The sequence below is a fragment of the Anaerostipes caccae L1-92 genome, assembly GCF_014467075.1.
GTDB lineage: Bacteria > Bacillota > Clostridia > Lachnospirales > Lachnospiraceae > Anaerostipes > Anaerostipes caccae.
The window spans coordinates 3,578,450-3,590,719 of record NZ_AP023027.1; the positions used below are offsets into that span (position 1 = coordinate 3,578,450).

Annotated in this window: 13 protein-coding genes; 1 reads left to right on the forward strand and 12 read right to left on the reverse strand. The window is 40.2% G+C overall.

Annotated features, from left to right (window positions below; genetic code table 11):
• Positions 1–7: 7 nt before the first annotated feature.
• From ANCC_RS17435 to ANCC_RS17450, 4 genes are all read right to left on the reverse strand, one after another.
• Positions 8–901, reverse strand: a complete 894-nt coding sequence (locus tag ANCC_RS17435; RefSeq protein ID WP_006568126.1) for a ParB/RepB/Spo0J family partition protein — start codon at positions 899–901, stop codon at positions 8–10.
• A complete protein-coding gene (locus ANCC_RS17440) occupies positions 898–1,671 on the reverse strand; it encodes a ParA family protein (protein WP_006568125.1) in 774 nt (257 codons plus the stop codon). Before ANCC_RS17440 ends, ANCC_RS17435 begins: the two co-directional genes overlap by 4 nt.
• A 162-nt stretch (positions 1,672–1,833) precedes the next feature.
• A complete protein-coding gene (argS, locus tag ANCC_RS17445; RefSeq protein ID WP_006568124.1) occupies positions 1,834–3,525 on the reverse strand; it encodes an arginine--tRNA ligase in 1,692 nt (563 codons plus the stop codon).
• A 12-nt stretch (positions 3,526–3,537) separates the two neighbouring features.
• Positions 3,538–4,308, reverse strand: coding sequence for a hypothetical protein (locus ANCC_RS17450; protein ID WP_390610117.1), 771 nt, complete (start codon positions 4,306–4,308; stop codon positions 3,538–3,540).
• 108 nt (positions 4,309–4,416) lie between these two features.
• Between ANCC_RS17450 and ANCC_RS17455 the strand changes: the two genes are divergently transcribed.
• Positions 4,417–5,367 carry an alpha/beta fold hydrolase gene (locus ANCC_RS17455; protein ID WP_039946905.1) on the forward strand — a complete coding sequence of 317 codons (951 nt, stop codon included), beginning with the start codon at positions 4,417–4,419 and terminating at the stop codon, positions 5,365–5,367.
• On the opposite strand, the gene rsmG is transcribed toward ANCC_RS17455, so the two are convergent.
• Genes rsmG through rpmH form a run of 8 tightly spaced genes read right to left on the reverse strand, consistent with a single transcriptional unit; the run spans position 5,364 to position 11,941 of the window.
• Positions 5,364–6,074 (reverse strand): 16S rRNA (guanine(527)-N(7))-methyltransferase RsmG, encoded by a 711-nt coding sequence (gene rsmG / locus ANCC_RS17460; RefSeq protein WP_006568121.1) that lies wholly within the window; start codon positions 6,072–6,074, stop codon positions 5,364–5,366. The genes ANCC_RS17455 and rsmG overlap by 4 nt on opposite strands.
• Before the next feature lie 8 nt (positions 6,075–6,082).
• The gene (gene mnmG, locus ANCC_RS17465) at positions 6,083–7,966 is read right to left on the reverse strand and encodes a tRNA uridine-5-carboxymethylaminomethyl(34) synthesis enzyme MnmG (RefSeq protein ID WP_006568120.1); all 1,884 of its coding nucleotides are present in this window, start codon (positions 7,964–7,966) and stop codon (positions 6,083–6,085) included.
• A 2-nt stretch (positions 7,967–7,968) separates the two neighbouring features.
• A complete protein-coding gene (gene mnmE, locus ANCC_RS17470) occupies positions 7,969–9,342 on the reverse strand; it encodes a tRNA uridine-5-carboxymethylaminomethyl(34) synthesis GTPase MnmE (protein ID WP_039946904.1) in 1,374 nt (457 codons plus the stop codon).
• A 55-nt stretch (positions 9,343–9,397) separates the two neighbouring features.
• Positions 9,398–10,174 (reverse strand): RNA-binding cell elongation regulator Jag/EloR, encoded by a 777-nt coding sequence (gene jag, locus ANCC_RS17475; RefSeq protein WP_006568118.1) that lies wholly within the window; start codon positions 10,172–10,174, stop codon positions 9,398–9,400.
• Between the two features lies 1 nt (position 10,175).
• Positions 10,176–11,171, reverse strand: coding sequence for a YidC/Oxa1 family membrane protein insertase (locus ANCC_RS17480; protein WP_006568117.1), 996 nt, complete (start codon positions 11,169–11,171; stop codon positions 10,176–10,178).
• A complete protein-coding gene (gene yidD / locus ANCC_RS17485; RefSeq protein ID WP_006568116.1) occupies positions 11,168–11,410 on the reverse strand; it encodes a membrane protein insertion efficiency factor YidD in 243 nt (80 codons plus the stop codon). Before yidD ends, ANCC_RS17480 begins: the two co-directional genes overlap by 4 nt.
• Complete coding sequence (rnpA, locus tag ANCC_RS17490) at positions 11,407–11,754, reverse strand: ribonuclease P protein component (protein WP_006568115.1); 348 nt, start codon at positions 11,752–11,754, stop codon at positions 11,407–11,409. The genes yidD and rnpA overlap by 4 nt, the downstream gene beginning before the upstream one ends.
• A gap of 52 nt (positions 11,755–11,806) precedes the next feature.
• Positions 11,807–11,941, reverse strand: coding sequence for a 50S ribosomal protein L34 (rpmH, locus tag ANCC_RS17495; RefSeq protein WP_006568113.1), 135 nt, complete (start codon positions 11,939–11,941; stop codon positions 11,807–11,809).
• Between the last annotated feature and the right edge of the window lie 329 nt (positions 11,942–12,270).

A 12,270-nucleotide genomic window follows, 5' to 3' on the forward strand; every position in this document is an offset into this window, starting at 1 on the left:
ATTCCTCCTATAACGTTCTCAGCATATCAACTAAACGATCCAGCTCTTCTTTTGAGTAGTACTCTATCTCAATCTTTCCTTTGTTATTTCGATTCTTTATATTCACTTTGCTGCCGAGTGCCTGTTTCAAGGATTCTTCTATATTGGCAAACAGAAATTCCTGAACTTTATTCTCCTCTTTCGGAGTTTCCTTCTTTTTCTTTGACATCTGTTTTACAAGCTTCTCAATTTCTCTGACACTGAGTTTCTCATCGAAAACTTTCATCGCAGTCTCATATTGCTGATCGGGATCTTCAATCGCCAGAAGTGCACGGGCATGCCCCGTAGTGATCATTTCTTCCGACAACAAATTTTGGACCCTCTGATCCAGTTTCAAAAGTCTCAGTGAATTCGTGATGGCAGCACGGCTCTTCGAAACTTTTGCCGCCACCTGGTCCTGCTTCAGTGAAAATTCCTCCATAAGCCTTTTGTAAGCCAGTGCTTCTTCAATGGGATTTAAATCTTCTCTTTGAATATTTTCGATCAATGCAATTTCTACTATTTCATTTTCTGCATAATCTCTAATCAGCACCGGCACTTCTTTTAAGCCCGCTAATTTAGCTGCTCTCCATCTGCGCTCTCCCGCGATGATCTCATAAAATTTATCATGTTTTTTTACAATCAGCGGCTGAAGAATTCCATACTGCTTGACCGAATCCGCCAGCTCTTGAAGAGAATCTTCATCGAACTGTCTTCTGGGCTGATTCGGATTTGGTTCTACTTTCAATATCGGTACCACAATCTCCGATTTTATTTGCTCTTCTTTTTTTAAAATCTTTTCTGATTCGGTGTCCTTAACCGGAGCACTTGGTATCAATGTGTTCAGTCCCCGTCCTAATCCTGTTTTCTTTTTCGTCGTCATTCCTCTTTTCCTCCGTTTGCAATGACTTCTTCTGCGAGCATTTGATAGCTCTCTGCACCAACTGACTTAGGATCATACAAATTAATCGGAAGTCCATGGCTCGGTGCCTCTGCCAAACGCACGTTTCTCGGAATAATTGTCTTATAAATATTTTGGTTCAAATATGATTTTACATTTTCTACAACTTGCAGCGATAAATTTGTTCTGGCATCATACATAGTAAACACTGCACCTTCAATTTTCAAGTCAGGATTAAGACTCTTCTGTATCAACTCAATCGTATACATTAACTGTGTCAATCCATCCAGTGCGTAAAATTCACATTGAATTGGTACAATTACGGTATCTGCAGCCGTCATAGCGTTGACTGTGAGCATTCCCAGGGCAGGCGGACAGTCTATGATAATAAACTCAAAGTTTTCGACAGTCGGCTGAAGTTTCTCTTTTAGTATGTACTGCATGCGGTCTACTGTCATCAATTCTATTTCTGCTCCGGCCAGATTACGGTTAGCTGGGGCCAAAGATAAGTTTTCAATAACTTCCGGACAAATACATTCATCAAATGTAATTTCAGATGAAATCACTTCATAAACCGTATGTTCTAATTCATTTTTGTCCAATCCCAGACCAGTTGTTGTATTTCCCTGAGGGTCCATATCTATGATAAGTGTCTTTTTTCCTGCAGCAGCCAGGGCAGCAGAAAGATTCACCGCCGTCGTTGTTTTACCGACGCCGCCCTTTTGGTTAGCAATTGCGATAATTCTTCCCATATTATATAATCTCCTTTTAAGAAATATTATATCACTTACAACTTTTCATTTCCAGATGTTTCACGTGAAACATGAAAATAAATACAATAATGTTTCACGTGAAACATAAAAACAAAGCAGATATGAAATTTCATATCTGCTTTAGCCAACTTTATATTCTTACTACATCTGTTCCGGACACTTCATTCCAAGAAGATCGAGGCCGTCTTTGATTGCTTTCTTTGCAATTATTACTAACTTAACCCTTGCCCTTTTAAGTTTTTCATCTTCCACATTACACTGATTTTCATGATAAAAATGATTAAATGCCTGGGCGACAGACATAACAAATCTTGCAACAACCGAAGGTTCCAGACGTTCTGCTGCTGTCTCTACAACTTCTGGAAAACGGATCAATTCTTTTAATAAGGAAACCGATGCTTCATCTGTCAATAAAGAAGAATCTATTTCTTCAGGCACATCTGTTATTCCAGTCTTTCTCAAAACACTGGCAGCACGTGCATAAGTGTACTGAACATAAGGGCCCGTCTCACCATCAAAGCTATGAATCTTATCCCAGCTGAATGTGACATCCTTTATTCTCTGATTATAAAGATCATTGAAAATAATGGCACCAATACCTACCATCTTTGCAACTTCTTCTTTATCCTGTAAATCCGGGTTTTTATCATTGATGACCTCTTTGATTTTTGATACAGATTCACGGAGAATATCTTCTGCATAAATAATATTGCCGCTTCTGGTAGAAAGTTTTCCGCCTTCCAGACTAACCAACCCATAAGGTACATGAATCAAATCTGTTTTGGCCCACTCATATCCCATAAGTTCCACCACCTTGAACACCTGTGCAAAGTGAAGTTTCTGTTCCATACCGGTGACATAGATACATTTTTCAAAATCATATGTTTTTTTCCGATAAAAAATAGCGGCAAGATCCCTGGTAGCATAAATAGAACTTCCATCCTTTTTCATAATCAGACAAGGAGTCATATCATATTTCTCCAGATCAACGATAAAGGCGCCTTCACTTTCTTTCAGCATTCCTTTTTTCTTTAACTCATCCACAACGGCAGAAGTCTTGTCCCTGTAAAAGCTTTCACCGGCATAAGAGTCAAAATCTACATCCAAAAGTTCATAAATTCTTTTATATTCAATTAAACTTATATCTTTAAACCACTCCCAGATAGAAAGAGCCTCTTCATCACCCTGCTCCATCTTCACAAACCATGCCCGGGCCTCATCATTTAAAGTATCGTCCTTTTCTGCTTCTTCATGAAATTTTACATAAATCTTCATCAGTTCAGATATACCGTTTTGTTCCACAGCCTCTTTGCTTCCCCATTTTTTATAGGCAACGATTAATTTTCCAAACTGAGTGCCCCAGTCACCCAAATGATTGATTCTCTCTACCCGATAACCAAGCTTTTTATAAATACGGTAAATAGAATTTCCAATCAGTGTGGTCCTCAGATGACCGACATGAAAATTCTTTGCCACATTCGGAGAAGAATAATCGATACAGATAGTTTTTCCACATCCAATCTCAGAACTTCCATAGTTATCCACAGAAACCTGTTTTAACATTTCACTTACAAACATTGTTCTGTCAATAAAGAAATTTACATAAGGCCCCATAGCTGCCGTCTTAGAGACAAAATCTGTTTTCTTTATCTTTTCTGCTACCTCCTGTGCTATTATATTCGGAGCTTTTCGGAAAATCTTAGACAGCTGAAAACATGGAAATGCGAAATCACCCATATCCTCCTGAGGAGGTATTTCTAAAATACGGCTCACTGTCTCTCTGTCCAATTCCTTAATAGAATCTGTAATTAAATCAATTATTTTATTTCTCATCTTTCTCCTCACTTATGCTTCTATGATTGCCTGCAATACCACTGAATTTTCCTGCCATCTGGTAATTGCAAATTCTCTGGTCAATATGTCTTCCAATATATTTCTATTTTTTTTAAATTTTTGAATGGATGCCTGTTTTTTTGGTTTCATAACAAACTGCAGCATAATTCTGTCATGTTCAATAAAGGTATCTATATTTAAAGAACAAATTCCTATTTTTTGAACAGAATATCTCATCATCTGATGAAATCCTGTCAAGAATGAAAATGTAAGAATCACCGGTGATTCTTTTTCTATTCTCTCAAAGCTGACTGTAATCTCAGGATGAATTTTTCTGAAATGATCCATAAGTTCATAAAATGCAGGAAGAAACAGAACCTCCTCTTGACTCTTATCCAGCTCCTCTAAACCAGAAACCACAAAATAAGTTTCTTCCAGTCCTTTTAAATATGATTTCAGCCTATCACACTTTTTTTGTATCTTCCGTATATTTTTGGATAACACATCCAATGCATGTTCCACTTCTCTTGTATCCGGTTCCTTCACTTCTTCCATGAGGTTTTCATCTAAGGACAAAGGAGAAAATACTGACCGAATCTGTCTCTTTTCTTTTTCCAGCATCACACAACGGATCAGCCGCTCTTTTTCTTCTTCCAGTTTATATTTTTCTTCTATAAATTTTTCTTTTTCAGCCACACACTCCATATATTCTTCAGATAAATAGGCTGCCAGATCTGACATCAGCTGATCCTTATCAATCTTCTTCTCATCCAAATATCTCACCACCTCTTTTCTCTATGATAAACGAATTTCTAAGGAATGCAAAGTATTATTGTATCAAATCCTTGTTTGTCATATAATAATAGTAATAAATTAGAAAGGAGACTCTGTATGCGTTTCTATAAAAAACTGCGAAATCTGGCCACCATTACAACTGTTTCAACAATATGTGTATATCTGATAAATAAGCTTGTCTTCTCACTATCCTCCATGAAGGATGCTCTGTTCTCCAAATACGGCAATACTTACTCCTGGAGATTCGGCAGTCTCTACTATACAAAACATGGAACCGGTTCTCCGCTTCTCCTCATTCACGATCTGAACAACTGCAGCTCAGAACTGGAATTTTATAAAATAAAAGAAGAACTCTCCAGGTCACATACGGTCTATACTTTGGATCTTCTGGGATGCGGCCGTTCCGACAAACCGCGGATCACTTATACAAGCTATCTTTATGTTCAGCTGATCAATGATTTTATCAAAAATGTAATCGGCACAAAGACTGACATCATCGCCAGCGGAAAGTCATCATCTCTGATCTTTCTGGCATGCTACACAGAACCCAGGAATTTCAGCCGGCTCATGATGATCAATCCTGAAAATATGACAAAAGCAGGGCGTTATCCCGGGAACCGCAAAAAAGTACTCAAATATTTTATGGAGCTTCCGATCATCGGCACACTCACTTACAATATCCTGCACAGCAGACCAATGATCCAGAAAAAACTTGCCCGGGAATATTTCCACAGACCTAAGGACATTAAGCAGAAATATGTGGATATCTGTCATGAATCCGCTCACAAATGTGGATCAGACACAAAATATTTGTATGCAAGCCTCATCTCAGACTACCTGAATTGTAATCTGATTCCATCCATAAAAAATTTAAACCACAGTATTTACTTCCTCATGGGAGATCATACGCCAGAGGCCGAAAACACCATTGAACAGTACCAGGTATTGAATCCTTCCGTTGAATATCATTTTATTAAAGGGTCAAAACTCCTGCCTCATCTGGAAAATCCCGATGAAGTCCTGAAAGCCTGCAAAATCTTTTTTTAACGGATCGGCTCTTTTGACGGCAGCCCTGCTTTGCGCGGATAGCGCTTCGGGGCTGCCTTTTGTTTTTTTATTTTAAGAATAGTCCTCTCCATGTCTGTACCCGGAAGTACAAATGACACAACATCTTCAATCTCTCCACCAAGGAGATGTACCGCATGCTTTCCTTCTCTCATTTCTTCTTCGATCCTGCCGGATTTATAAGGAAGAAACATTCCTGATACCTTTACATAGGGAAGACAATACTCCGAAAGCGTGCTCAAGTTGGCAACTGCCCTGGAGACAACCAGGTCAAACTGCTCACGGTATTCCTTCTGCCTGGCGTAGTCCTCCGCCCTTCCATGGACTGCCGTAATATCATGCAGTTCCAGAGCATCGATCACTTCCTGCAAAAATTTAACTCTCTTATTCAGGGAGTCCAGAAGTACGATCTTTAATCCAGGAAATGCAATCTTTAAAGGAATTCCCGGAAATCCCGCTCCTGTCCCCACATCGAGAATTTTTTGTGAAGAAAATCCACACTCCGCCTTCACCAATGCCAGACTATCCACAAAATGTTTGAGGATCACATCCTCTCTCTCAGTGATCGCAGTAAGATTCATTACCTTATTTTTCTCTGTCAGTAATTCATAATATATTTCAAACTGAGCAAGCTGCCTGTCTGTCAATGCAATTCCTAACTCTTCTGCTTTTTCTCTTAAACTAATCATATACACTCCTAAGCCCCTTGATGAAGCTGTTCCAAATAAATGAGAAGAACCGAAATATCTGCCGGGGATACCCCGGAAATCCTGGACGCCTGTCCAATCGATGCAGGACGTATCTTAGACAGCTTCTGTATTGCTTCAATCCTTAAGTTACCTATATCTTCATACTTTATTCCCTCAGGGATTTTCTTCTTCTCTAAGCGTTTAAACTGTCTCACCTGAGAAAGCTGGCGTTTGATATAACCTTCATACTTAATATTAATATTCACCTGTTCTCTCACATCCTCAGGATATTCGGGCCTGTCCGGATCAATGGGAGAAAGCATATCATAAGTGAGCTCCGGCCTCCTGATCAGTTCTGCCATAGTCGCAGAAGACTTTAACTCCGTGCTCTGACATTTTGAAAGCAGATCCTGAACCTTTCCTGAAGCCCCGACATTTACGCGGCTGAGCCGATTGATTTCTTTTTCTATCCGCGCTTCTTTCTCCAGCAGGTTTTGATATCTCTCTTCACTGATTAGCCCCATTTCATATCCTATTTTCGAAAGACGGAGATCCGCATTATCCTGTCTCAGCAAAAGCCTGTATTCTGCCCTGGAAGTCATCATACGGTACGGCTCACTCGTCTCCTTTGTTACAAGATCATCGATCAGAACACCTATATAAGCCTGGGAGCGGTCAAGGACCAGAGATTCCTTTCCCTGGATCATTCTCGCAGCATTTATGCCTGCGATCAGTCCCTGGGCAGCTGCCTCTTCATATCCGGAACTTCCGTTGAACTGTCCTGCTGAAAACAGCCCTCCTATTTTCCTAAATTCCAGAGAAGGCTTCAGCTGTGTTGCATTGATGCAGTCATATTCAATAGCATATGCATTTCTGATGATTTTAACATTTTCAAGCCCCGTCACACTGCGGTACATGGCATACTGGACGTCTTCAGGCAGAGAACTTGACATTCCCCCCACATACATCTCATTCGTATATTCACCCTCAGGTTCAATAAAAACCTGATGCCGGTTTTTATCCGGAAATTTTACGATCTTATCTTCAATAGAGGGGCAATACCGGGGGCCTGTACCCTCAATGGCACCTGAAAATAATGGGGAACGCCCAATATTTTCACGGATGATCTCATGCGTCTCCTCATTTGTGTAAGTCAGCCAGCAGGAAATCTGATCTCTCTGTATATCTTCTCTAGTATTTGTAAAACTGAACGGAACAATTTTATCATCCCCGAACTGTTCTTCCATCTTATTAAAATCAATGCTGTTCTTATCAATTCTGGCCGGAGTTCCAGTCTTAAACCGGCGCATTTCAATTCCAAGATCCTTCAGAGACTGTGTCAGATAATTGGCTGCCTGAAGACCGTTAGGCCCAGTCTCATTGCTCACATCTCCGTAAATACACCTGGCTTTCAGGTAAGTACCGGTTGTGAGGATCACTGCTTTCGCATGATAAACGGCACCCGAGTAAGTTTTTACTCCCGTGACTTTGCCGTTCTGTGTCAGAATCTGTGTCACTTCTCCCTGCCTGACCGTAAGATTTTTTGTATTTCCCATTGTCTGTGTCATAGCCATGGAATACATCTTTTTATCCGCCTGTGCCCTGAGTGAATGAACAGCTGGTCCCTTGGAACGGTTCAGCATTTTGGACTGAATATAAGTCTTATCTATATTCACACCCATTTCACCGCCAAGAGCATCGATCTCTTTTACCAGATGTCCCTTGGAGCTTCCTCCTATATTCGGATTACACGGCATCAGGGCTATACTGTCCATGCTCACTGTAAAACAAATTGTTTTAAATCCAAGGCGCGCTGAGGCCAATGCTGCCTCACAGCCTGCGTGGCCCGCACCTACAACTACAATATCATAAAATTCTTCTAAATTTTTCATCTCTATTTACCCATACAAAATTCTGCAAATATTTCATTTACCAGATCCTCGCCCACAGACTCCCCAATAATATAGCCAAGTTCCTCATAGGCATCCATGAGATCAATCGAAAAGAAATCCTCCGGCATCCGGTCCTCGATGCTTTTCAGAACCAGATCAAGGCTGTCCTTTGCATTTGCCAGCGCTTTCTTATGTCTCATATTTGTAATGTATACTTCGTCGTTAAACGATACCCTTCCGTTAAAGAAAAGATCATTGATCCTCTCATAAAGATCTTCCAGTCCGTAAAGACTTTTCGCCGATACTGGAACGATATTTTGGAATCCTCTGTCAAGAAACTCACTTTCAGAAACTTTTGTTTCCAGATCTGATTTATTTAACAGTACAATTACCTGCTTTCCGTTAAGAAGCTTCATAATTTCCTCGTCTTCTTTTGTCAGCGGAACCGAAGTATCCACAACATAGAGGACGAGATCCGCTTTTATCACCGAATCTCTCGCTTTATCCACACCGATCTTCTCAACAACATCATCCGTATCCCGAATACCCGCCGTATCGATCACATTCAGCGGAATCCCGTTGATCTGAATCGACTCTTCCAGAGTATCCCTTGTAGTTCCTGCGATATCTGTGACAATAGCTCTTTCTTCACCCAGCAGGACATTTAATATCGAAGACTTCCCGGCATTGGGTTTTCCCACAATCGCCGTGTGAATACCTTCTTTCAATATACGCCCGTTGTCGGATGAATCAAGATACTTCTGAATGTCATCCCTGGCGTGCTCTACCTGTACTTTCAGCTGTTCAGAGAATCCGTCTACAGAATAATGCTCAGGGTCATCCAATGCGGATTCAATAAACGCCACACTATGAACAATCTCTTTTCTCAAAGAACGAATTTTTTCAGAAAGACTTCCTTTTAACTGCTTTAAGGATGTTTCCATGGCAAATTCATTTTTGGAGTGAATCAGATCCATTACGGCCTCTGCTCTGGAAAGATCAATCCTCCCGTTTAAAAATGCCCGTTTTGTAAATTCACCCGGTTCTGCCGGCCTCGCCCCGGCTTCAATGATACAAGACAGTATTTTTTTCATCACGACGACTCCGCCGTGACAGTTGATCTCCGCCACGTCTTCGGCAGTATAGGAATGAGGACCTTTCATAATCAGAAGAATACATTCATCAATATCCTTTCCGTCCTTCACTGCATGTCCGTAATGAGCCGTATAAGTGGCTGCCTTTTTTATATCTTTTTCTCTTTTCGGGCGGAATACTTCAGAAGCAATATCTATGGCTTCCGGCCCGCTGATTCTTATAATCCCAATCCCGCTGCTGGACAGCGGTGTAGCTATCGCTGCGATTGTATCTGTTCCCATTTCAATGTCCTCCGCAAGGCAAAAAAGGGCTGCCGCAAAAGGCAACCCAAATTCATTATTTTTTCAGCATGACAACCACTCTGCGGTAAGGATCTTTTCCCTGACTTTTTGTCACGATCTTAGGATCTCTCTGAAGTGCAGAATGGATAATCCGGCGTTCATTCGGATTCATAGGCTCCAGATGAACCGGTTTTTTTGTCTTCTTCACTTTATTTGCAATGCTGAGCGCAAGCTTTTCTAAAGTTTCCTGTCTGCGCTCCCTGTAATTCTCCGTATCAAGCTTTACTTTAATAAAAGCTTCGCTTTCTTTATTCACAAACAGGCTCGTGAGATATTGGAGTGCATCCAGTGTCTGTCCGTGCTTTCCGATCAGAGCGCCCATCTTTTCACCGGTAACATTAATATTCAGCACATTTCCGGTCGTATTATAATAAAGATTTAATTTAGGAACAAGTCCCATCGCCTTTAATACTTCATCCAGATATGCTTCTGTGTCGTCTATGATCTGATCAATATTATCCGGGCGTTTATAAACTTTTTCTTTCGGATTCTCACTGGCAGCCTTCTTGGGTTCCTGGACCTGTTTCTTTTTCTTTTCTGGAGCAGCCTGCACCTCCTCTGTTTTCTCAGGTTTATCTTCCATTACAGGCTCAGCCGGTTTTTCTTCTTCCGTCAATTCAATGATCACCGGCTTTTTAAAGAGTCCTAAAAATCCGTTGCTCCCTTTGTCAATCACTGCATACTGAATTTCTGTGCTCGGAATTCCCAGCTCCATGGCCGCATTCATAACCGCATCAGATTCCGTTTTGCCAGTAAAACGCGTTACTGCCATTTTATTTTCCCCCTTTATCCATCCGGTTCTTCACGATATTTGCCTTAGATGCAATTCCTCCCTGGGATTCTGTGTTATACTCTACATTTTTTGTGACTTTTTTCTTTGCAATGCTGCTGATCGTATTATCCTGGGATGATTCTGACGGTGTACTGCCGTTTGCAGCACCCATCATTTTTTCATACATTGAAGGACCCTTTTTCTTAGCTTTCTTCTTGGCTGCTTTCTCTCTGCTCTTCTCAATGATCTTCTGCATGTTTGTATGATTATAGTAATTATTGATCAAAATCTGCTGTACCCACTGGAAAACTGCACTTGCAGTCCAGTAAATACCAATTCCCACCGGAAGAGTGATACACATGAATAAAGACATAATAGGCATCATCAGCATCATATTCTTAGACATACCTGCCGCCGGATTATCTGAATCCATGTCTGCCATAGATGTACGTGCACTTAAATATTGAAAGAAAGCGGACAAAAGCGGGATAATAAGATAAATACTCAGTTTGAATCCCGGTGTATTCTGAATGTTAATTCCAAGAACAAATTCATACGCACTCTTAGGAATGTTAGGAATATAACCTTCCAGATTTCTGACTACATAATACAGAGCCATGATGATCGGAAACTGGATCAATGTAGTCGCACATCCTCCGGTAGGGCTTGTCCCATACTTGTCATAGACTTTCTGCATCTCTTCCTGCTGTTTCATCATAGATGCCTGATCTCTCTTACCACGGTATTTCTTCTGAATCTTCATCATTTCAGGCTGTGCCACCTGGTTGATCTTCATACTTCTCTGCTGCTTGATCGTCAGCGGAAAAATAATCAACTTTGAAATCAATGTAAACAAAATAATACACAATCCAAGATTCTCAATACCGACAGCTGATAATCCATTGTAAATCCACTTCATGATCTCGCCGAAAACCCATACAATCGGAGACAATAATCCACCGCTGCCTGCCTGGGCTGCTTGAGCCAAATACATCATTTCTTTTTACCTTTCACCTTTCTCACTTCCGGAACAGGATCATATCCTCCCTTTGCAAAAGGGTTACATCTCAATATTCGAAACACAGCCAGAAGGCTTCCCTTCAGCGCGCCGTGTTTTTCCAGTGCTTCAACTGCATACTCTGAACAGGTCGGAGTATAAATGCAAGTTCCTTTTCCTTTTAATTTAGACAAATGTGCTCTATAAAACTGTATCAAATAAATCAAAATCTTTTTCAATGTTTTTCATCTCTTTTTAAACGATGAAGCTTCATCAGATGGAGCAAAGCACTTTCCACCGTGTGAAAACCTTCATCCTTAACCGTATTTCTGGCAATAACTACAAGATCAAATCCCTGCTTAAACTCTGACTCACGAAGACGGTAACTCTCCCTCAGAAGCCTGGTCACCCGGTGTCTCACGACACTGTTTCCCACCTTCTTGCTGACAGAGATTCCAAAACGATTATAATTAAGCTGATTTTCCCTGCAGTATAAAACTAAATATCTGTTTGCTTTTGATTTACCGGTTTTATATACCTGCTGAAATTCCTTAGTTGTTCTTAATGAATGATAATGCTTCATATCTTTTCCTTCCCTATTATTTAGAGAAAAGAAAAGGTCACATCACTGCGACCTATGCTGACAATCTATTTCTTCCTTTTGCTCTTCTGCTCTTAATAACTTTTCTTCCGTTAGCAGTGCTCATTCTCTTTCTGAAACCATGAACTTTAGATCTCTGTCTTTTCTTTGGCTGAAATGTCATTTTCATGTCTAGAAACACCTCCTTAATCAAAAAATAGTAATTTTATATATGAAACCATATATTTTCTAAAAAACATCACTCCCATTATAGTCAAAATCACCTGCATAAGTCAAGAGAATTCTATGTTTTTTTGCGATAAAGTTATTCCATCCATAGATATTGTAGGACTCTAAAAAGTTATACACAATTTGTGGATAACATGTGGAAAACTATGTGAAATATTTGTTTATCATATGTTTATATGTGTCGAAACCCCTGATATTTCCTAGTGTTTATTTTGTGAATAAATTTATCCACAGTTTTTCACAGACAACATATATTGTATTATGATTGTA